17 protein-coding genes are annotated in these 21,433 nt (G+C 68.9%); 8 read left to right on the top strand and 9 right to left on the bottom strand.

Annotation, left to right across the window (positions count from 1 at the left end; all coding sequences use genetic code 11):
* Positions 1 to 842: 842 nt before the first annotated feature.
* Positions 843 to 1,817, bottom strand: coding sequence for a LysR substrate-binding domain-containing protein (locus AC07UK_RS26280; RefSeq protein ID WP_436220990.1), 975 nt, complete (start codon positions 1,815 to 1,817; stop codon positions 843 to 845).
* An 81-nt stretch (positions 1,818 to 1,898) separates the two neighbouring features.
* Here AC07UK_RS26280 and AC07UK_RS26275 point away from each other — a divergent pair, with 81 nt between their 5' ends.
* Positions 1,899 to 3,167, top strand: a complete 1,269-nt coding sequence (locus AC07UK_RS26275) for an MFS transporter (protein WP_494686795.1) — start codon at positions 1,899 to 1,901, stop codon at positions 3,165 to 3,167.
* A gap of 66 nt (positions 3,168 to 3,233) precedes the next feature.
* Here the strand turns inward: AC07UK_RS26275 and AC07UK_RS26270 are convergent, their stop codons facing one another.
* Positions 3,234 to 3,797 (bottom strand): methyltransferase family protein, encoded by a 564-nt coding sequence (locus AC07UK_RS26270; protein ID WP_319609834.1) that lies wholly within the window; start codon positions 3,795 to 3,797, stop codon positions 3,234 to 3,236.
* Between the two features lie 220 nt (positions 3,798 to 4,017).
* On the opposite strand from AC07UK_RS26270, the gene AC07UK_RS26265 reads away from it, so the two are divergent.
* Positions 4,018 to 4,152, top strand: a complete 135-nt coding sequence (locus AC07UK_RS26265) for a hypothetical protein (protein WP_494686794.1) — start codon at positions 4,018 to 4,020, stop codon at positions 4,150 to 4,152.
* A 7-nt stretch (positions 4,153 to 4,159) separates the two neighbouring features.
* Here the strand turns inward: AC07UK_RS26265 and AC07UK_RS26260 are convergent, their stop codons facing one another.
* From AC07UK_RS26260 to hemL, 4 genes are all read right to left on the bottom strand, one after another.
* Positions 4,160 to 4,663 carry a TPM domain-containing protein gene (locus AC07UK_RS26260; RefSeq protein ID WP_436220994.1) on the bottom strand — a complete coding sequence of 168 codons (504 nt, stop codon included), beginning with the start codon at positions 4,661 to 4,663 and terminating at the stop codon, positions 4,160 to 4,162.
* 20 nt (positions 4,664 to 4,683) lie between these two features.
* Complete coding sequence (locus tag AC07UK_RS26255; RefSeq protein ID WP_436220995.1) at positions 4,684 to 5,544, bottom strand: TPM domain-containing protein; 861 nt, start codon at positions 5,542 to 5,544, stop codon at positions 4,684 to 4,686.
* 13 nt (positions 5,545 to 5,557) lie between these two features.
* Entirely contained in the window at positions 5,558 to 6,184 is a 627-nt protein-coding gene (locus AC07UK_RS26250) for a LemA family protein (protein ID WP_013955788.1), read from the bottom strand.
* A gap of 100 nt (positions 6,185 to 6,284) precedes the next feature.
* Entirely contained in the window at positions 6,285 to 7,577 is a 1,293-nt protein-coding gene (gene hemL / locus AC07UK_RS26245; RefSeq protein WP_436220996.1) for a glutamate-1-semialdehyde 2,1-aminomutase, read from the bottom strand.
* Positions 7,578 to 7,818: 241 nt separating this feature from the next.
* On the opposite strand from hemL, the gene AC07UK_RS26240 reads away from it, so the two are divergent.
* From AC07UK_RS26240 to AC07UK_RS26215, 6 genes are all read left to right on the top strand, one after another.
* Positions 7,819 to 7,989: a rubredoxin gene (locus tag AC07UK_RS26240; RefSeq protein WP_010813017.1), complete on the top strand. Its 171-nt coding sequence runs from the start codon at positions 7,819 to 7,821 to the stop codon at positions 7,987 to 7,989.
* A 331-nt stretch (positions 7,990 to 8,320) separates the two neighbouring features.
* Positions 8,321 to 8,812 (top strand): response regulator, encoded by a 492-nt coding sequence (locus tag AC07UK_RS26235; protein ID WP_249221249.1) that lies wholly within the window; start codon positions 8,321 to 8,323, stop codon positions 8,810 to 8,812.
* 43 nt (positions 8,813 to 8,855) lie between these two features.
* Positions 8,856 to 9,227: a response regulator gene (locus AC07UK_RS26230; protein ID WP_010813015.1), complete on the top strand. Its 372-nt coding sequence runs from the start codon at positions 8,856 to 8,858 to the stop codon at positions 9,225 to 9,227.
* Between the two features lie 55 nt (positions 9,228 to 9,282).
* On the top strand, positions 9,283 to 9,840 hold the full coding sequence (locus tag AC07UK_RS26225) for a chemotaxis protein CheW (protein ID WP_013955791.1): 558 nt from the start codon (positions 9,283 to 9,285) through the stop codon (positions 9,838 to 9,840).
* A gap of 105 nt (positions 9,841 to 9,945) precedes the next feature.
* Positions 9,946 to 12,159 carry a methyl-accepting chemotaxis protein gene (locus AC07UK_RS26220; protein WP_436223039.1) on the top strand — a complete coding sequence of 738 codons (2,214 nt, stop codon included), beginning with the start codon at positions 9,946 to 9,948 and terminating at the stop codon, positions 12,157 to 12,159.
* Positions 12,160 to 12,304: 145 nt separating this feature from the next.
* Positions 12,305 to 18,127, top strand: coding sequence for a hybrid sensor histidine kinase/response regulator (locus AC07UK_RS26215; RefSeq protein WP_494686793.1), 5,823 nt, complete (start codon positions 12,305 to 12,307; stop codon positions 18,125 to 18,127).
* Positions 18,128 to 18,260: 133 nt separating this feature from the next.
* Here AC07UK_RS26215 and AC07UK_RS26210 read toward each other — a convergent pair whose 3' ends face one another.
* The 3 genes from AC07UK_RS26210 to AC07UK_RS26200 all read right to left on the bottom strand — a co-directional run bounded on the left by AC07UK_RS26210 (position 18,261) and on the right by AC07UK_RS26200 (position 21,429).
* Positions 18,261 to 18,644 (bottom strand): hypothetical protein, encoded by a 384-nt coding sequence (locus AC07UK_RS26210; protein WP_436223040.1) that lies wholly within the window; start codon positions 18,642 to 18,644, stop codon positions 18,261 to 18,263.
* Positions 18,645 to 19,282: 638 nt separating this feature from the next.
* Positions 19,283 to 20,590: an MFS transporter gene (locus AC07UK_RS26205; RefSeq protein WP_436220998.1), complete on the bottom strand. Its 1,308-nt coding sequence runs from the start codon at positions 20,588 to 20,590 to the stop codon at positions 19,283 to 19,285.
* A gap of 80 nt (positions 20,591 to 20,670) precedes the next feature.
* Positions 20,671 to 21,429 (bottom strand): SDR family oxidoreductase, encoded by a 759-nt coding sequence (locus AC07UK_RS26200; RefSeq protein ID WP_153954861.1) that lies wholly within the window; start codon positions 21,427 to 21,429, stop codon positions 20,671 to 20,673.
* Between the last annotated feature and the right edge of the window lie 4 nt (positions 21,430 to 21,433).

Raw genomic sequence — 21,433 nt, 5'->3', positions numbered from 1 at the left:
CCTGCCGCGTGGCCCACGCTTACAGCGCCAGTGCGAATCCCGCCCTGGGATGCGGGGTCGTCCTGAAACTGATCTTCGGCGAACGCGTGCCAGTGTGTTGCCGCTTCGGTTTCAGACGTCCCCCTGTTCCGGGCTTCTGTTCGCGCGGACATATGTGCGACGAACGTGCCAGATATGGCTAACTCATTGATAACAAAAGGAAAGGGGAATTTTCGGCTGGCATTTGCCCGTTCTTGGCGATCAATAATGTTCCGCGTCTGATACATGCGGCCGGATTTTTATGCTGCGATGCAGCATTCGGCGAGCTGATGATGAGATGCATGAATCACAGTGCGAGGCGAGGGGGTGCCGGGAAGCCTACTTTTCGCCGGCAATGCCCATCCGAAGGAGGGAGGGCGAAAATTCAAACGGACAGGCGTCAGGGTTCGAATGCAGCACGCGAGTGAAGCTGCCAGGTAGTTTCATTTCCGTTACAACGATTTGAACTCTGTACATCGGTAGCCACGCCGGCGCGCCGCGGTTGGCCTCAGCCTTTTGGCGCGGCGCGCGTCGTGCGGGCGCGCTTGGGTGGAGGGAATCGACGCGTTGACAAGCGTTTGCACGATGCCGTGCAAGGCCGGCCCGGCCGTTTCTCATCTCTTTGGATGGGCCGGGCAGATTTTTCACGGTTGCTGGCACGGCGTGCCAACTGGTTGCATTCGTGAAACTCGGACCGCTCTGGCCAGGCCGCGGCACACGCGTACGGCAGGCCAGCGGACGGCGTGCGGCATCATGCAACGCCTTGATTTCAACGGCCTAGACGAAAATGATTCGTATTGCCAACATCCGCGCTTCAAACGATTTCATGCATGAAACCGCTCGGCGGGCGTGCCGCCGTCGGCGGCAGGGTGGACGTGGCCGGCTTCCTGCCGGACCTGCTCCTGCAGCCATGCATGGAACTGCTGGATGGCCTTCTCGCGCGGATTGCCTTCGCGCCAGGTGACCCAGTAGTGGAGGCTGGACGGGATGCGGGCGGGCCCGATCTGCACCAGTTCGCCGCTGGCCAGGTAATCGTGCGCCAGCTGCGCGCGCGCAGTGGCTACGCCCAGCCCGGCGACGGCGGACTGCAGCATCAGGCCGGCGTCCTGGAAGATCGGGCCGCGTTCGGGCTCGTCGCCAGGCAGGCCGGCGGCTTCGAGCCAGTCGCGCCAGGGGCGCAGCGCAAAGCGCAGCATCGGCATGCGCGGCACGTCGGCCAGCGTGAAGCCGGGGTAGCGCGCCAGCAGCGCCGGGCTGGCCACCGCGATCACATGGTCTTCGATCAGGTTGTGGCATTCAAAGCCGGGCAGGTCGATGCGCTGGTGCCAGATGCCGACATCGACGCCGTACGGGTCGGGCGGCGTGATTTCCGCATGCAGCCGCAGGTGCAGGTCCAGCGACGGCACCTGGGCGTGCAGGCTGGGCAGGCGCCGGATCAGCCAGGCATTGGCCAGGTCGGCCATCACGCTGACCTGCAGCCGGACGACCGGCGGCCCGGCGCTGTTGCCGGCCTCGCGCAGCGCGCTTTCGATGCTGTCGAGCGCGCCGCGCACCTGTTCGGCCAGCCGCGCGCCCACGCTGGTGGGGATCATCTGGCTGCCGCTGCGCTGGAACAGCTTGGTGCCCAGGCTGGTCTCCAGCGCGCGGATATGGTGGCTGATGGCGCTGTGCGTCAGGGCCAGTTCCTCGGCCGCGCGCGAGAAGCTGCGGTGGCGCGTGGCGGCCTCGAGCGCACGCAGCGCTTGCAGCGGCGGCAGGTGGACGGGGCGTTGGGCGGGTTTGGCGGGGGATTTGGCCATGGCCGTCAAATTCTACTCACAATTGCGGCGGGTATCTTTCGTTGGCCTTGAATTGCCAGAGGAACGACAATTCGGGCCATCATGACGACTACGACTTCAAACTTGTCTTCTGCGCCCTCGCAAGCGCGACTTGCCTCTGGTGCTGCTGCCGGCGCCCGCTGGCGCGTGCTGGCGGTATTCTCGCTGGGCTTCCTGGTTTCCTATCTGTTTCGCGGCGTCAACCTGGGCTTTGCGCCGCACCTGACGCGCGAACTCGGGCTCAATGCCGGCGACCTGGGCCTGCTCACCAGCTTCTACTTCCTTGGCTTTGCCTGCGCCCAGCTGCCGGCGGGCATCCTGCTGGACCGCTACGGCCCGCGCCGCACCGAGGCGGTGATGCTGCTGGTGGCCGTGGCCGGTTCGATGGTGTTCGCGCTGGCGCCCGGCATGGCCGGGCTGGCCACCGGCCGGCTGCTGATCGGGGTGGGCGTGTCGGTGTGCCTGGGCGCCACCATCCAGGCGCTGTCGATGTGGTTCCCGCTGTCGCGCATGCCATTGCTCAACGGCGTGGTGATGGCCATCGGCGGCCTGGGCGCGGTGCTGGTCGGCGCGCCGCTGTCGTGGCTGCTGTCATTGACTGACTGGCGCACGGTCAGCATGGGGCTGACCTGCATATCGCTGGCGATGGCGGTGCTGCTGTGGTTCGGCGTGCCCGACAAGCCACGCACCGGCAAGGAAAGCCTGCGCGAACAACTGCGCGGCACGCGCCAGATCCTGGCCAGCGAACGTTTCTGGCGCGTGGTACCGCTGACACTGCTCAACCAGGGCGTGTTCATGGCGGTGCAGACGCTATGGGTGGGTGCTTTCCTGCGCGACGTGGCCGGCTTCGATCCGGCCAGCAGCGCACAACTGGTCTCGGTGATCGGCTTTGCCATGATGGCCGGCTGCGTCGGCGCGGGCTGGGCCGCGCGCCACCTGGAGCGTATCGGCGTGAGCCTGTATGCCTTTGCCGGCACTGGCATGACCGCCTTCATCGTGGTCCAGCTGCTGCTGATGGCGCAGGTCCCGCTGCCGCCGGTGCTGCTGTGGGTGGCTTATGGCGTGTTCGGCTCCAGCGGCATCCTGACCTATGCGGTGCTGGCGCGCAGTTTCCCGGATGCACTGATCGGAAGGGCTACCACGGCGCTGACGCTGACCGTGTTCCTGTCGACCTTTGCCTGCCAGGTGGGTGTGGGGCTGGTGCTGGATCTGTGGCCCGCCACGGCCGGACACTATCCCAGGGCTGCACACCTGACGGCGTGGGGCGGACTGGTGGCGCTGCAAATATTCGCGGCCGTGTGGTACCTGATGGGTGCGCGCCGCCCGCGCTGACGATGACTGGCCCGACCTGAATTTCCTTCGCGTCGTCGCCCCCGGTTGGCGGGCTATCCCAATCGCTCAGTAAACACCTGGCAGCGCGCGGAATCGCACTTTTTCGCGATACCGACAGTATTCCGGGTCGTCGGACAGCAGCTTTTCTTCGCGATTTATCCGCACAGCCTGCAGCGCGTACAGCCCGGCATAGACCAGCAAGTTCTGCGGCCCGAAATTTGTGAGCAGGAAGCCGACGTCGGTGATGAGGTAGCCAAGGTAGATCGGATGCCGCACGAATCGGTAAGCCCCGCTCGACACGATTCCGCGATTGGCAGGCAGTATTCCGAACGAGAACCGGAGCGAGATCTTTGCGTAGATTTGCCAGGTGATTCCTATGACCTGGAGGCCGGCGCCAAGTATTTCCGGTACCAGGTGTTCCCCTGGCGCCAACTGAATTGCCACGAAATAGTATGAGGCGCCCAACGAGCAGATGACTGTGACCGGATTCCAGTCTCGTCGCTTCGGAACCCGGACAAACAGGGACAGGCCAAGGGTCAGGCAGTTTGCCAGCACGAGCAGCAGCAAGGTGATTCGCGTCGGGTCCGCGAGCCAGTGCCGGATTGCCGCGTAAGCGAACGCAGCAAACATGATGGCGCTGGCACTTCTGAGACTAGCCTCCAGGAGGAATTCCCGAAGGTCCGTTCTGGGCGCAGGGCCCCCTCGATCCGAGTTCGCTGGGCTTTCTGGCATGGCTTCCCCTTGTCCTGGCGGAATCTTGGCGCTCCGCCTCACTGGCTGCAGTGCAGTTGTTGACCAAGCGTAGCCTGTGAACGCCAGATGCCATATCGGGCAAAAGGATGTTTCGCGAATGAAAGCCGCGCATTGCCTGGTCGATGGCGCAGGCCAAGGGGAAAGCCAGAAGGAAATCGGCAACGAGCTTGCGCATCGCTATCTGGCCGTTACATCGTTCGCCATTGCGACGGGGCCAGACCTGGCGATGTGAACAGACCCTAGAGCATGACCGGACGGTCGTCCAGCTCATTCGGGTTGGGCCCGCCGTCGGACGGGAAGTGCGTGGCCAGCAGGGCATGGATGCGCGCCACCGCCGCCAGCACCGGCCGCACCGACAAATCCTGCTTCAGCCCCCGCACCAGTTCGTCGCACAGCTCGCGCCAGGTGGCGGGCCCCACGCAGGCGTCGATGCCGCGGTCGGCCAGTAGCTCGACCGCATGGTCGGCCAGGTTGATATAGAGCAGCACGCCGGTATGGTCCGCGGTGTTCCAGACCTCGAGTGCGCCAAACAGGAAGCGGGCGCGCTCGCGCGGCGTGACACCGGCCCAGGCATGGCCCACCGGCAGGCTGGCTTCGATCACCACGCGGATCTCGCCGCGGTGGCTGGCTTCGCCGGCGTGCACGGCTTCATGCAGCTGTTGCTGGGCTTCGGCCGGAAAGTGCTTGCGGGCTGCGCCGGCCGTGGTGGCGATATGGTGCAGGGCACGTCGGAGATTCGGCATTGTCGTCGTTCCTTGTGCTGTCACCAGTTGCCCGAGGCGCCGCCGCCGTCGAAGCCGCCGCCGCCCCCGCCACCAAAGCCGCCGCCGCTGTCACCGCCGCCTCCGCCAAAGCCGCCACCACCCCAGCCGCCGCTGCGCCGGCCCCAGTCCTGCCCCATGGTGTAGCCACCCAGGCCACCCAGCCCGCCGGCGATCACGTCGCGACCGCGCCGGGTGGTGACGATCTGCGGGCCGCGCCGGCGCAGGATGGCACTCAGGAAGAAGAACACGATGATCGCCAGCGGCAGCAATGCCGGCAGCCACTCGGCCAGCCCCGATTGCTGCGCCTTGCGCTGCGGTGCCGCCAGGCCTTCCTTGTCGATGGTGGCCTGGATGGCCGAGATCCCCGCTGCCAGCCCGCCGTAGAAGTCGTTCTGGCGGAAGTGGGGGGCCATCACGTCCTGCAGGATGCGCTTGGACATGGCATCGGTCAGCGACCCCTGCACGCCGCGCCCGACCTCCAGCCGCATCTTGCGCAGCCCGGGCGGGTTGTCCTTGGCGATCAGCACGATCACGCCGTCGTCGATGCCCTTGCGCCCGGCGCGCCAGGCGTCGGCCACGCGGATGCTGTAGGCATCGATCGGCTCGGGATCGGTGGTGGGCACCATCAGCACGAAGATCTGGCTGCCGCGCTGCTGCTCGTATTCCGCCAGCACGTTCTCGAGCGCGCCGCGCTGCTGCGGCGTCAGCGTGCCGGTCAGGTCGGTGACGCGCTGGGTCAGCGGCGGCACCGCGACGAAGCCGTCTGCCGCCAGCGCCGGGCCGGCCAGCAACGCCGCCAGCCATAGCAGGGCGGCCGCCAGCCAGGCGTGCCGCCAGGGCGAGCGCAGGGTGTGGCCCATGGTGTGGTCCGTCTCAGAACTTGACTGCGGGCGGCGTGGAGATGGCTTTCTCGTTGTCCACCGTGAACGACGGCTTGACCGGGTACTTGAAGACCATTGCCGTCAGGTTGGTCGGGAAGCTGCGCGCCAGCACGTTGTACTGCTGCACGGCGGCGATATAGCGCTGGCGGGCCACGGTGATGCGGTTCTCGGTGCCCTCAAGCTGCGACTGCAGGTCGCGGAACGAGGCGTCGGCCTTTAGTTGCGGGTAGTTCTCGGACACCGCCAGCAGGCGCGACAGCGCGCCGGACAGCTCGCCCTGGGCCTGCTGGAAGCGCTTGAAGGCTTCGGGGTCGTTCAGGGTTTCGGGCGAGACCTGGATGCTGGTGGCGGCGGCGCGCGCCTTGGTCACGGCCTCAAGCGTCTCACGCTCGTGCGTGGCGTAGCCCTTGACCGTGTTGACCAGGTTGGGGATCAGGTCGGCGCGGCGCTGGTACTGGTTGATGACTTCGCTCCAGGCTGCCTTGACCGCCTCGTCCTTGGTCTGGAAGTCGTTGTAGCCGCAGGCGGACAGCAGGCTGGCCATGACCGCCAGCAGCAGCCAGCGCAAGACAGGCATCGGCGAGCTGCTGGACAAGGAGGGGGACGAAGAAGCGCGCATCGGAGACTCCGCGGGTTGGACGAAAACCCAAGTGTAGCGCACCGCCCCTGTCGCCAGAGGGGCAGGCGGCGCACCGGGGCGCCGCCTGCCTGGCATGGCCTCAGCCCGCCGCGAACGCCTTGCGCGCGGCGTCGAGCGTGGCCGCCAGGATGGCGTCGTCGTGCTGCGCCGAGACAAAGCCGGCCTCGAAGGCCGACGGCGCCAGGTAGACGCCGTGATCCAGCATGGCGTGGAAGAAGCGGTTGAAGCGCGCGGTGTCGCTCGTGGTCACTTCGGCGAAGCTGCCTGGCACGCTGTCGCGGAAGTAGATCCCGAACATGCCGCCGATGGCATCCGCCGCGAACGGCACGCCTGCAGCCTTGGCGGCCTCGGCCAGGCCGTCGGCCAGCTTGCGGGTCTGGGTGGCCAGGCGCTCATAGAAGCCGGGTGCCTGGATCAGCTTGAGCGTGGCCAGGCCCGCGGCCACCGCCAGCGGGTTGCCCGAGAGCGTGCCGGCCTGGTAGACGCCGCCCAGCGGCGCCAGCTTGGCCATGATGTCGCGGCGCCCGCCAAAGGCCGCCGCCGGCATGCCGCCGCCGATCACCTTGCCCAGGCAGGTCAGGTCGGGCCGGATGCCGTAGTGCGCCTGCGCGCCGCCCAGCGCCACGCGGAAGCCGGTCATGACCTCGTCCAGGATCAGCACCGCGCCGTCGCGGGTGCACAGGTCGCGCATGGCCTTCAGGAAGGCATCGGTGGCGCGCACCAGGTTCATGTTGCCGGCCACCGGCTCGACGATGACCGCGGCGATCTCGCCGGCATGCCTGGCGAAGGCCTGTTCCAGCTGCTCGACGTTGTTGTACTCCAGCACCATGGTGTGGCGCGTCACGTCGGCCGGCACGCCGGCTGACGACGGCGCGTTCTGGGTGGTGTCGGCAAAGGTCAGCAGGCCGGAGCCGGCCTTGACCAGCAGGCTGTCGGCGTGGCCGTGGTAGCAGCCTTCGAATTTGATGATCAGGTCGCGGCCGGTGAAGCCGCGCGCCAGCCGCAGTGCGCTCATGGTGGCTTCGGTGCCGGAGGAGACCAGCCGCACCTGCTCGATCGACGGCACCAGCTTGCAGATTTCCTCGGCCATGGTGATCTCGGCCTCGGTCGGCGCGCCGAACGAGAAGCTGTGCGCGGCGGTTTCCTGTACCGCACGCACCACTTCCGGGTGGGCGTGGCCCACGATCATCGGGCCCCAGGAGCCGATGTAGTCGATATAGCGCTGCCCGTCGGCGTCCCACATATAGGCGCCTTCGGCACGCGTGATGAAGCGCGGCGTGCCGCCCACCGAGCGGAAGGCGCGCACGGGCGAGTTGACGCCCCCGGGAATGGTCTGCTGGGCGCGGTCGAAGAGCTGCTGATTACGGGACATGGCGTTGAGGTGAGGACAAGGACTGCAGGGATCGTGTGCGGCGGGCCCGGGACTTATCGTTGACATGCGGCAAAAACAGCGGAAATTCGCTGCAATTGCCGGCCAATCATGCGCTAACAGGGCGCTAACATGCGCGAACACGGCGGATCTGGCACGATTCTGGCGGCCGCCGGCTGGCGCCGGCGGCACGGTTTCGGTACCATCTGCGCTGGATTTTAATGGAGAGTGGCCAGAGCCTGTTATGGAATACAAGACTTGGATGTGCCTGATCTGCGGCTGGATCTACGATGAAGCCGCAGGCGCGCCGGAAGACGGCATCGCCCCCGGAACCCGGTGGGAAGACGTGCCCATCAACTGGACCTGCCCGGAATGCGGTGCGCGCAAGGAAGATTTCGAGATGGTCGCCATCTGAGGCGGCGTCCCCCAGAAGAACAATTACCGGGCGCGCGTCGCGCCGATGCGACAGAACGCCGGCCGGCCGCGGCCGGACCGGATTGACGGCCCCCCGGCGTCTTGTCACACTCTGTTGCAAAATGACTGCCCGTCCCTCTGCCGCTGGCTGGGAGGACGGTAGGCAGGTGCGGGTTCCACGCATCGCCGCTGCCGGGCACAGCCCGGCCTTGGAAGGGAAACAAAAATTGTCGGGGGTCCGTCGGGGCGCGCATGGGGTCGCGCTGCTCCGCACGGGTGTTCTCTAGTGCTTGCCGGCGCTCCGCAAGGGGCAGCTGGTCGCGGGAACAACAATGCGGGTCGCTCAAACAGAAGAAAACCAGCGGGTCAATACCGCCGGCGCCCAGGGTGTGGCGCCTGGCGTTTCCATTCCGGACACCACGGCGCCGCCGCGCCGCAAGGTGCTGGTCATCGATGATTCCAGCACCATCCGCCGCACCGCGGAGATCTTCCTGTCGCAGGCGGGATACCAGGTGGTGCTGGCCGAAGACGGCTTCGAGGCGCTGGCCAAGGTGGGCGAGCTGCACCCGGACCTGGTCTTCTGCGACATCCTGATGCCCCGCCTGGACGGGTACCAGACCTGCTCCCTGATCAAGAAGAGTCCGCGCTTTCACGCCATCCCGGTGATCATGCTGTCCTCGCGCGACGGCGTGTTCGACCGCTCGCGCGGCCGCCTGGTCGGCGCGCACGACCATCTAGCCAAGCCTTTTACCCGCGAAGCGCTGCTGCACGCCGTGCAGGCCTGCCTGCCATGCCAGGCCGCGGGCCACGTGCTGCCTGCCTGAAGCGCATGCACGCGACGCCATGTACGAATCGAAGGAAAACCTCATGACTGCCATCAACAAGATCCTGATCGTCGACGACTCCCCCACCGAAGCCCTGTTCATGTCCGACCTGCTCGGCAAGCGCGGCTTCAAGGTCTCGGTTGCCAGCAACAGCGACCAGGCCTTCGCGCGCCTGCAGGCCGAGAGCTTCGACCTGATCCTGATGGACGTGGTGATGCCCGGCCAGAACGGCTACCAGGCCACCCGCGCGATCAAGCGCGACGACCGCTTCAAGGACATCCCCGTGATCATGTGCACCAGCAAGGGCCTGGACACCGACCGCATCTGGGGCATGCGCCAGGGCGCGTCGGACTACATCGTCAAGCCCGTCGACGGCGAAGAGCTGCTGGGCAAGATCGCCGCGCTGGCGCACTGAGCTGCCAGCGCAGGCCGTACGGGAAGCCACTGCCACCTGTTCCGGGGACCGCCAGATGAACGCGCCACGCCAAGACCTCCGCGCCCGCCAGACCCGCCTGCAGGACTACCAGGCCATGCTGGCCCGGCGCCTGCGCGAGGCGCGCAGCCTGCCCGCGGCCGACAGCTACCTGGCGCTGCAGGTGGGCGCGCGCAACTGGCTGCTGCCGCTGGCCGATACCGGCGAGGTGCTCGACATGCGCCCGCCCAGCCCGGTGCCGCTGACGCAGCCGTGGTACAGCGGCCTGGTCAATGCGCGCGGCAGCCTGCTGGGCGTGATCGATTTCAGCCTGTTCTGCGGCGGCGCGCCAACGCCGCTGCAGCCCGGCAGCAAGATCGTGGTGCTGTCGCGCCAGGTGGAGCGCGCCTGCGCAATCCTGGCCACGCGCGTGGCGGGTTTGCGCCATGCCGCCGACCTGAGCCTGCCGCACGGCGATGCGCCACCACCGGCCGGCACGCCGGCATGGGAAGGGCAACGCTTTGCCGACCGCGACGGGCGTGACTGGCAGGTGCTGGACGTGCGCGCGCTGCTGGACGCGCCGGCCTTCCTGCAGGTGGGACGGGTTGCGGCCTGAGGCCCGCCGCCAATTACAAGATACAAGAATGACGCGCAGGCCATGGCCTGCGGCACCCGGCACGAGCCGCCGGGCATGACAACGAAAAAAACGGAAGAGGGTGCCATGGGTTTCAAGAAATTCAGCCTGGGCCGGCGCACGCCGGCATCCGAAGCAGCCAGCGGCCTGGCGGGCGGGCCCGGCATGGCCTATGCCGGCGGCCCGGAACCCGCGCCGGCTCCCCCATCCGCCGACGGCCTGGGCGCCACGCCAATGGAGCATGTCACGCGCTGGCTTGGGCGCATGCCGTTCTCGTCGCAGCAGCGGCTGCTGACAGTGGGCGTGGTGGTGTCGCTGGTGGCACTGCTTGGCTCGGTGTACCTGGACAACCGCATCGCCAACAACGCCGCCGCGCAGATCGAGATCGCCGGCGACATGCTGATGCACTCGCAGCGCCTGGGCAAGGCGGTGCCGGTGGCGCTGCTGGGCAATGCGCAGGCCTTCACGCAGCTGCGCCAGTCGAAAGACGCGCTCGCAGGCGACCTGAAGGCGCTGCAGGAAGGCAGCGACGAGAAGCGCGTGCGCGCCACCAGCGGCGCGGCCGAACCGCTGCTCGAGACCGCGATGCAATCGTGGAAGCGCTCCGAGAAAAGCGCCGCCGACGTGCTGGCGCAGCAGCCGGTGCTGAACACCATTGGCCAGACGCTGCAGATCTTCAACGCCTCCAACCCTGAGCTGCTGGAATCCGCCGAACAGGTCGCGGCAATCAAGCTGCAGTCCGGCGCCAACGCGCGCGAGGTGGCGGCCTCGGCGCAGCTGGTGATGCTGACGCAGCGCCTGGGCAAGAACCTGAACGAGTTCCTGGCCGGCGAAGGCGTCAACCCCGAAACCGCGTTCCTGCTGGGCAAGGACACCAACACCTTCCGCGAAACGCTGGACGGCCTGCTCAACGGCAGCGAGGCGCTGCGCCTGTCGGCGGCCGCCGACGAAGAAACGCGCGGCTACCTGAAGCAGCTGTCGCAGCGCTTTGAAGCGGTGCAGAAGACCACGCAGACCATCCTGCAGAACCTGCCGGGCCTGATTGCCGCCAAGCGCGCGCAGCAGCAGATCTTCAACGACAACGAGGCGCTGCGCGGCGAGCTCTCGGCGCTGCAGCGCGCCTACGCGCAGTCGGCGCGCGTGCGCCCGGTGACGCTGGGCGCGACCGTGGTGTCGGCGGCCATGACGCTGCTGTGCCTGGTGGGCCTGGCGGCAATGTACCTGCGCGATTCACGCATGCGCGCGCTGGAAGCCGAGGCGCGCGAGCGCGAGGCCGAATCCCGCCGCCTGGACGAAAAGCGCAACAACGACAACACCCAGAAGGCGATTCTGCAGCTGATGAACGAGCTGCAGGACATCGCCGACGGCGACCTGACGCGCCAGGCCACGGTGACCGAGGACATCACCGGCGCCATTGCCGACTCGGTCAACTACACCGTGGAAGAACTGCGCGAGCTGGTCGGCCGGGTGCAGCAGACCGCCGGCGAGGTGACGCAGGCGTCGGGGCAGGTGCAGTCCACCTCGACCCAGCTGGTGTCGACCACCGAAGAGCAGTCGCGCCAGATCCGCCAGACCGGCGAATCGGTGGTGGACATGGCCGACCGCATCACGCAGGTGTCGCGCGGCGCGGCCGAGTCCGCCAACGTGGCGCGCGCCTCGCTGTCTGCCGCGGAGCAGGGCCAGCAGGCGGTGCAGAACGCCATCGCCGGCATGAACGACATCCGCGAGCAGATCCAGGAAACCTCCAAGCGCATCAAGCGCCTGGGCGAGTCGTCGCAGGAGATCGGTGAAATCGTCGAGCTGATCTCGGACATTACCGAGCAGACCAACGTGCTGGCACTGAACGCCGCCATCCAGGCCGCGTCCGCGGGCGAAGCCGGGCGCGGCTTCTCGGTGGTGGCCGAAGAAGTGCAGCGGCTGGCCGAACGCTCCGGCGAGGCCACCAAGCAGATCGGCGCGCTGATCCGCACCATCCAGACCGATACCCAGGACGCGGTGCACGCCATGGAGCGCAGCACGCAGGGCGTGGTGGAGGGGGCGCGGCTGTCGGACAACGCCGGTGCCGCACTTGTCGAGATCGGGCGCGTGTCGCGCCAGCTGGCCGAGCTGATCGAGCAGATCTCGCAGTCCACCTCGCACGAGGCTGACCTGGCCACCACCGTGGCCCGCCATATCGAGCGCATCCTGCAGGTCACCGAGCAGACCACCACCGGCACGCGCCAGACCGCGCAGTCGGTGCGCCAGCTGACGCTGCTGACCGAAGAGCTGCGCAACTCCGTGTCGCGATTCAAGATCGCCTGAGTGGCCGGATGACGCCTGCGACCGCTTCCGCGCACCGCGGCCTTACCAGGCTTAGCGGCCACGCGTTCCATGCCAACTCCGCGCCTGCCGCCTGTTGCGGCAGGTTGCCCGCGGCCGCCCTCCGGGCGCCGCACTGGAAGCCGTCATGTCCCTGAATTTCCCTGTCCCGCGCGATGGCGCCGCAGCCGGCGCACCGGCTGAAGCCAGCGCCGTGCCCGAGCCGGCTCCGGCGCCGCCGTCCGCCAGCGCGCCAGTTGTCCCCGATCCAGGCGCCCCCGCGCGCGACCTGTCCGGCCTGGCGTGGCTTGCGCCCAGCCTGCGCAGCGCGCTGGAAGACGCCGCCGCCGAGCTTGGCCACTATGTCGACGAGGTCCGCCAGGCGCCCGAAGCGCTGGGCGCGCGCGATACCACCTCACTGCGGCTGGCCGGCCAGCACCTGCACCAGGCCGCCGGCGCGGTGCATATCGTCGGGCTGCGCGGCACCGATCCGTATTGCCAGGCCCTGCGCCGCCTGCTCGAAGCCATCGACGCCGGCACCGTTGCCGCCGGCCCCGAGGCGCTGGCGGTATTCCGCGCCGGCGTGCAGGCGCTGGCCGAGTATGTCGACGACCTGATGGCCGGAGACGATGAAGCGCCGTTGCGCCTGTTCCAGCCCTATGCGGGCGTGCTGGCGCACCTGGGCGAAGAGCGCGTGCATCCGGCCGACCTGTGGCTCGATGAGCTGCAGATGCTGCCCGGCATGCTGCTGCCGGCGCGAGGTCCGGCGGCGGTCATGCGTGCGCGACAGCAGTTTGAGTCAGCCTTGCTCAAGGCATTGCGCCTGCCTGCGCCGTGCCCCGACGCGGCGCTGCTGCGCGAGGCCTGGCTGCCGCTGTGCGCGGCGCTGGACGAGGTGCGCGCCAATGAGCAGGAGGCGCGCCGCGCGGCGGATCATCCGGATCGCGGGGTCTGGCACGTGCTGGGGCTGGTGTTCCGCGCGCTGGGCCTTGGCCTGTTGCCTTCAGACCTGCTGGCCAAGCGCTTTGCCGGCCGCGCCAACCTGCTGCTGCGCCAGTACCTGCAGGGCCATGTGCGCGTGCCGCAGGCGCTGCTCAACGACGCGGTGTTCCTGCTGGTCTGCACTGGCCTGGCCCGCGACGGGGCCGGTGACGGCGAGGGCGTGGCTGCGCTGCGTGCTGATATTGCGCGCACGCTCGCGGCATTCCGCCTCGATCCCGCGCACGCGCTTGCCAATGCGGACTTCCGCCAGCGCTATTACGGCTGGCTCGACCCGATCGATACGCGCAACCTGCAGCAGGCCGCCGCCGGGTTGGAGCACGCCGCCGCCGGCGAACCCGCCGGCTGGGAAACCGCGCTGGCCGCGCTGGCCGAAGCCGCGCAGCCGCTTGGGCAGCCTGCGCTGCAGCGCTGCCTGGCACAGGCGGCCATGCACGGCGGGCAGCATCACCGTGGCGAGGCACTCGGCGCAGCCGGCATCGCGTTGTTCCTGGCGCGCGCGCTGGCATTGCCGTGGCGCGTGCACGGGCAATCCGCCCATCCGGCAGCGGCGCGTTTTACCGCGCAGTGCGAGGCGCTGGCGACGTGCCTGGCCGATCCCGCCGCGGGCGCGCCCGCGTGGCTTGCGCACATGGTCGACGAGGCGCGCGCCCAGGCGCTGCGCAGCGAGGCCGTGACGCAGCTGCGGGCGCAGCTGGACAGCGGCGAATCGTGGCTGGACAGCTTCGACCGCAACGCGGCCCGCGCCGAAGGCGCCGGCCACCTGCGCGATGCATGCCAGGCCTTTGTCGCGCTTGGCGCCACGCTGGCGCACTTGCAGTCGTCCGCCGCGCTGCCTGCGGCGCTGGTGGACGATGCCGCGCAGGCCGCCGCCGCGGTGCATTCCGTCAATGCGCGGCTGGCCGATCCGGGCGAACTCGCCGATGCCAGTGCGCGCGCCGCGCTGCTGGGCGAAGTTGCGGCAGAGCTGGGCGCGGTCCATGCCTTCGCCGATGCGCTGGAATTCGGCCGCGTGCGGCGGGCCGATACGCTTGCCGATGCCGGCGAGCCCGATGCGCCGCGCGCCGCGCAGCATCCGCTGGCCGCCGCGCGCGCCGCCGCGGCCGAGGCGATCCAGGCCGGCCCCGTGCCCGATGCGCCGCCAGTGCAGCGCCTGCGCGCCGCGCTGCAGGCGCTGGCCGACCAGGCCACCATCGACGACGATGCCGCGCTGCGCCGCCAGGCTGCCGAAGCCACCATGCAATGCAATGCCTGGCTGGCCGGCAGCGATGATGCCGCAGGCAGGCTGGCACTGGCACTGGCCGAGCCGGCGGGGGCTGCGGGGGCTGCGGCGGCCGCGCCGGCTGCGGCGCAAGGCCTCCCGGCTGCCGGTGACAAGGCGGCGCTGGACGCCGAACTGCTCGACATCTTCCTGAACGAAGCCGACGAGGTGCTGGGCGGCATCGCCGGCGACCTCGGCTCGGGCGTTGAGGCGCTGCACGATGCCGATACGCTCAGCCGCGTGCGGCGCGCCTTCCATACACTCAAGGGCTCCAGCCGCATGGTCGGCCTGCATCGCTATGGCGAAGCGGCCTGGGCGGTCGAGCAGGTCATGAACCTGTGGATTGCCGAAGCGCGCGAGCCGGTGCCCGCGCTGCTGTCGCTGCTGCGCCGCGCGCATGCCGAGCTGTCGGCGTGGGTGGCACAGCTGCACCGCGATGCGGCGACCTGGCACGACATCGCGCCGCTGGTGGCAGCCGCCGAGGCGGTGCGCGACCCGGCCGCCGCGCAGGCCGCGGACGAACTGCCAGTGTTGCCCGGAGCGGCTGCAGAAGCGCCACCCGAGGCGGCCGCCGAGGCCGTCGAGCACGGCGAAGACAATGTGATCCCGTTCCGCCTGTCCGGCGGCCTGTCAGACGAGGACGACCACTACAAGGTCATCGGGCCGGTGCGCATCGGGCTGGCGCTCTACAACGTCTACCTGCAGGAGGCCGACGACCTGTTGCGCCAGTTCGCCACCGACATCTCCGAATGGCGGCATGAAGGCCATCCGTGCCCGAGCGAACTGGGGCTGCGCGTCGCCCACACGCTGCAGGGCAGTGCGTCCACCGTCGGCCTGGAACCCGTGCGTGAGATCGCCGAGGCGCTGGAGGCCCTGCTGCTGCAGCTGGGCTCGCACCCGGTGGCGATGCACCCCGGCGATTTCCGCCTGCTGGAGCAGGCGGTCGAGCGCCTGCGCGGCATGCTGCACCAGTTTGCCGCGGGCGTCTGGCCGGAAGCCGATGCCGGTCTGCGCCGCAGCCTGGTTGAGTTTGGCGAGCGCGCGCTGCTGCGTCCGCGCGTGGCGGTGCCCGCGCCGCAGGCGCCGGCCGAGCCGGATGGCTCGGTGGCGCAGCTGCTGGGCCAGTTGCCGCCCGCGCAGGAAGACCAGCCGGAGCCGCCCGCATTGCCCGGACCGGAGGCCGCACAGCTGCCGGCCACACCGCATGACGCGGTCGTTATCGCGCTGCCGACCCCGCACCGGGCACCCGTTGCGCCGGTATCTGACGAGGGCGGCGCCCCGGATCCCGCCCTGGTCCAGATCTTCCTGGAAGAGGCACAAGGCACGCTGCCCGAGCTGGGCAAGTTGCTGCGCGGCTGGGAAGCAACGCCGGAAGATTCGCGCCACGGCGGCCTGGTGCTGCGCGCGCTGCATACGCTCAAGGGCAGTGCGCGCATGGCGGGTGCCATGGCGCTGGGCCAGGCCGCGCATGAAATGGAGACGCTGCTCGACGCCAGCCTGCGCGGGCAGGGGCAGCAGGCCGTCGGGCCGAAGCTGTTCGAGCGGCTCTATGCCTGGTACGACCGCATCCTGGCGCATGTCGAGGCGCTGCCGTCCGGCCGCCTGCTGCCCGCGGACGACCCGGACGTGGTCAACGGCCTGGCCGAGGTGCCGGAGGACGCGCAGGCCGATGCGCCGCTGCCGCAGGCAGATGCCGTGGTCGAGGCGGTGCCCGCCGCCAGCCTGCCCGCCATGCCGGGACCGGCAGACGTGATGGTGGCGATGCCGCCGGCCGTGCCCGCCGAGCCGCAACGCGCGCTGGTGCGTGTGCAGGCGCGCGCGCTCGACACGCTGATCAATGAAGCCGGCGAAGTCGGCGCCACGCGCGCACGCCTGGACAGCGAACTGGAGGCGATGCGCGCCTACCTGGGCGAACTGAACGACAACGTCGCGCGCCTGCGCGGGCAGTTGCGCGAAATCGAGATCCAGGCGGAATCGCAGATGGCGTCGCGCATTGCCGACGCGCAGCACAAGCAGGAATTCGATCCGCTCGAGTTCGACCGCTTCACGCGCTTCCAGGAGCTGACGCGGATGATGGCCGAGTCGGTCAACGACGTGGCCACCGTCGAGCAGAACCTGCAGCGCGGCTTTGACCGCGCCGCCGGCGACCTGGCCGCGCAGGCGCGCCTGACGCGCGGCATGCAGCGCGGGCTGATGCAGGCGCGCATGGTGCAGTTCGACGCGCTGGCCGAGCGCCTCTATCGCGTGGCACGCCAGGCCGCGGCTGAGACCGGCAAGGAAGTGCGCCTGCTGATCAAGGGCGGCACCGTGGAAATCGACCGCTCGGTGCTGGACCGCATGGCCGGCCCGATCGAGCACCTGATCCGCAATGCAGTGGTGCACGGCATCGAAGCCGCCGCGCCGCGCCGTGCCGCGGGCAAGGCCGCCACCGGCGCGCTGACGCTGGAGGTGCAGCAGGAAGGCAACGAGGTGGTGCTGCATTTCGTCGATGACGGCGGTGGGCTGGACCTGGCGCGCATCCGCGCGCGCGCGGTCGAGCGCCGCCTGCTGGCGCCGGACGACGAGGCCAGCGAAGCGCGCCTGACCGAGCTGATCTTTGCGCCGGGCTTCTCCACCGCCGACGCGGTGTCGGAGCTGGCCGGCCGCGGCGTGGGCATGGACGTGGTGCGCGCCGAGACCGTGGCGCTGGGCGGACGCATCACGCTGGAGTCGAAGCCCGGGCAGGGCACCACCTTCACCGTGCACCTGCCGCTGACCACGGCGATCACGCAGGTGCTGGTGATCTCGCTGGGCGCGCGGCGCTATGCCGTGCCTAGCGGCATGATCGACCAGGTGCAGCAACTGCGCGCCCCGGCGCTGCTGGATGCCTACAACCAGGGCCGCCTAACTGTGGCTGGCGCCGAGGTGCCGTTCTTCTACTTCGGCGCGCTGCTGGAAGAAGGCAACGCGGTCGCGGCCGGGCGCAAGTATTCGCCGGTGGTGCTGGTGCGCAGCGGCGCCGAGCGCGTGGCGGTGCATGTGGACGATGTGGTCGGCAACCGCGAAGTGGTGGTCAAGCATATCGGCCCGCACCTGGCACGGCTGGAAGGCATTGCCGGCGCGACCACGCTGGGCGATGGCGAGATCGTGCTGATCTACAACCCGGTGGTGCTGGCGCAGCGCTTTGTTCGCGAACGCGGCCAGCCGGTGCCGCAGACGCCGGCGCTACCTGCCGTGCAGGCGCAGATGGGCGCGGTCGCGGAACTGGCGAGCGACGGCACCACCGAGCCGGTGCGTGGCCTGGCCGTGCAGCCGACCGTGATGGTGGTGGATGACTCGCTGACCGTGCGCAAGGCCACCCAGCGCCTGCTGGGCCGCGCCGGCTACCAGGTGGTGCTGGCGCGCGACGGTGTGGATGCGCTCAAGCAACTGCAGGATGTCATGCCGGACGCCATGCTGGTCGACATCGAGATGCCGCACATGGACGGCTTCGACCTGACGCGCAACGTGCGCTCCGACGCGCGCACCGCGCATATGCCGCTGGTGATGATCACCTCGCGCACGGCCGACAAGCACCGCCGCTATGCCGAGGAGATCGGCGTCAACGTGTACCTGGGCAAGCCTTATAACGAGGATGAGCTGCTGGGCACGCTGCATCGGTTGCTGGGTGAGCGGGCGGCCGGTACGGCGGGGTCGGTGGCGCAGATGCTGGGGGACGGACCCACAGGCTGAGGAAGCACGCAGTCGGCATGCAAAGGGCAGTGGCTCTCTCAAGGGCCTGCCATGCAAAAGGCTCGGCATCGCAAGATGCCGAGCCTTTTTTCCTCCTCCACGGGCGCGCCGCACGGCGCGCCTTCCCAGCCGATTACCAGCGCATCTGCGCGTTCTTGCCGCCGGTGCTGACCGTCGCGGTCTTGGTCCGGCCCTGGTAAGTCGCCTGCACGTTGTACGTGCCCGACGGCGCCTTCAGCAAGCAGCGCGGACCGTCGGCGACAAAGCTGGCGACCTCCTTGCCGCCGCGCATCAGCTTGACGTCCACGTCGGATAGGTACTCGCCGCGCGCGCCCTGCGTGAACAGCAAGCTCATGTTGTACTTGCGCGCCTGCGATTGCAGCGCGACCTGCTCGTCTTCGGCGACACCGCCGCAGATATAGGCGACCGAGCCGGCCGTACGCTGCACCATGGCATCACGCGGCGGCGGCGGGGGCGGCGTGGTCAGCGGCGGGCGTGGCTGCGCGGGCGCTGCCATCGGCGCTGGCGCCGGCGCAGCTGGTGGCGTGCTGGTGGGCGCGGGTGCCGGGGATGCCATCGGCGGCGGTGCTGCCGTGGCAGGCGCCGCTATGCCCGGTGCGGGCTGTGTGGCAGGGGGCATGGTGTCGGCCGGCGGCGCGGCCGGCGTCGTGGCACCCGGGGTCGGGGCCATGGTGCTGCCCGGGGCAACTGGCGCCAGGGCGGCAGGCGCTGGGTTGGTGTCCACCACCGGCGCCTGCGCATGGCTGGCAGCCGGCATCAGGGCCAGCAGCGCGACCACGCCGGCGCCGAGCGCGATCACCAGGCGCTTGACACGCGAGCGGCGTGCCAGGCGCGCTTCGACAATTTCCAGCGAACGGGTAGGGGCAAACGGGGACAGTTGCGGCATCGTGGCCTCCTTGGGCGAGCTTCGGAATCAGATGCCCCGGAGGACCCCGTGGGATCACTCCGGGTGTCTCTTTTCCATCCTAGGGCTCAAGGGTGGGCGACAGTGCCGGGCTTGGTCCTACATCCGCGTCAGCCGACGGCGCATTGTGGCCCGCAGGCGGCGTGCAAGCGACTTCGCGGGTGCCGGAAGAACAACGGCCCGTCCCGCAGGGGAAGGGCCGTTGACGGCGCGTGATCCTGGCGGACGGGTTATTTCTGGCTCACCAGCCGCTTGGGCACCGACAGCGTCAGCGCCGCGCCCACCACCAGGCATGCGGCCAGCAGGTACATGCCCGAATCGGTACTGTGGGTCAGGTCCTTGAGCCAGCCCACCGCATAGGGGCTGAGGAAGCCCGCAAGATTGCCCAGCGAGTTGATCAGCGCGATCCCCGCGGCCGCGCCAGTACCGGCTAGAAAGGAAGTCGGCAGGCTCCAGAACAGCGGCAGCGTGGTCAGGATGCCGATGGTGGCCAGCGTCAGCGCCACCATTGCCAGCGTGGTGTCGTTATGCCATTGCACCGACAGCAGCAGGCCCAGCGAACCGGCCAGCGCGGGCAGCGCGATATGCCAGCGGCGCTCGCCGCTGCGGTCTGCGCTGTAGGCCACCAGCACCATGCCGACCACCGCGCAGCCATAGGGGATGGCGGTCAGCAGGCCGATATCGAGCGCGCCCTTGACGCCGGTCTGCTTGATGATGGTCGGCAGCCAGAAGCTGACGCCGTACAGGCCCATGACGAAGCAGAAGTAGATCGCGCTCATCAGCCAGACGCGCGGGCTGGACATCACGGTGCGGATCGGCGGGTCTTCCTTGTGCGCATCCTCGCTGGCGATATTGCGCTCCAGCAGCGCCTTCTCTTGCGGCGACAGCCACTTGGCGTGGGTGATGCGGTCGTCCAGGTAGGCCAGCACCCACAGGCCCACCAGGATCGACGGAATGCCCTCGAGCAGGAACATCCACTGCCAGCCGGACCAGCCGTTGTGGCCATGGAAGGACTGCATGACCCAGCCCGACAGCGGCCCGCCGATCACGCCCGAGAGTGCGATCGCGGTCATGAAGAAGGTGGTGGTGCGCCCGCGCCGGTTGGCCGGGTACCAGTAGGTCAGGTACAGGATGATGCCGGGGAAGAAGCCCGCCTCGGCAATGCCCAGCAGGAAGCGCAGCACGTAGAACATGGTCGGCGTGGTGACGAACATCATCGCCGCCGAGATCGCGCCCCAGGTGATCATGATGCGCGCGATCCAGATGCGCGCGCCCACCTTGTGCAGGATCACGTTGCTGGGTACTTCGAACAGGAAGTAGCCGATAAAGAAGATGCCGGCGCCCAAGCCATAGATGGTCTCGCTGAACTGCAGGTCGTTGAGCATCTGCAGCTTGGCAAAGCCCACGTTGACGCGGTCCAGGTAGGCCACCACGTAGCACAGCAAGAGGAAGGGCACCAGGCGCCAGCTGACCTTGCGGTAGGTGGCGTCTTCAAAGGCGGCGTCGCTGACGCCGGGGTTCACTGCGGTCGTTGTCATGCTGTCTCCTGAGGATATGGCGCTTCTGTGTGACGCGTTTTACAGCTACGGTACGACTAAGGGGGAAGGCCGGCACCGGCTCAGACGCAGCGGCCGCCGTCCACTTCGATGCAGGTACCGGTGATGAAGGCCGCTTCGTCCGAGGCCAGGTACAGGCAGGCGTTGGCCACGTCCTGCGGGGTCGACATGCGGCCCATCGGGATGGTGGCAAGGAACCTGGCGCGGTTCTCGGGCGTATCGGGCATGCCCATGAATTCTTCGAGCAGTGCGGTGGCGCCGATCACCGGGTTGACGCAGTTGACGCGGATATTGTCCTTGCCGAGTTCCGCGGCCATGGCCTTGCTGGCGGTGATCACCGCGCCCTTGCTGCCGTTGTACCAGACCAGGCCCGGGCGCGGCCGGATGCCGGCGGTGGAGGCGATATTGACGAACACGCCGCCGCCGCGCTGGCGGAAGTGCGGGATAAACGCGCGCGCCGACCAGTAGATGCTCTTGAGGTTGACGGCGTAGACACGGTCGAACTCTTCCTCGGTGACTTCGAGGATGGGCTTGTTGCGATGGGTCGTGCCGGCGTTGTTGACCACGATATGCACGTCGCCGAAGGTGGCCAGCGCGGCTTCGCGCATGGCCTCGGTGTCGGCTTCGCGCGAGACGTCGGCGCGCACCGCGCGGGCCCGGCCGCCGGCGTCGCGGATCGCGGCGGCGACGCGTTCGGCGGCTTCTTCGCGCAGGTCGGCCACCACCACGTTGGCGCCTTCGCGCGCAAAGGTGTGGGCAATGCCTTCGCCGAACCCGGAACCGCCGCCGGTGACGATCGCTACCTTGTTGGCCAGTCTCATGGCT

The organism is Cupriavidus sp. GW821-FHT07C08, from assembly GCF_059419025.1.
This window is presented reverse-complemented; position numbering and strand designations above follow the sequence as displayed.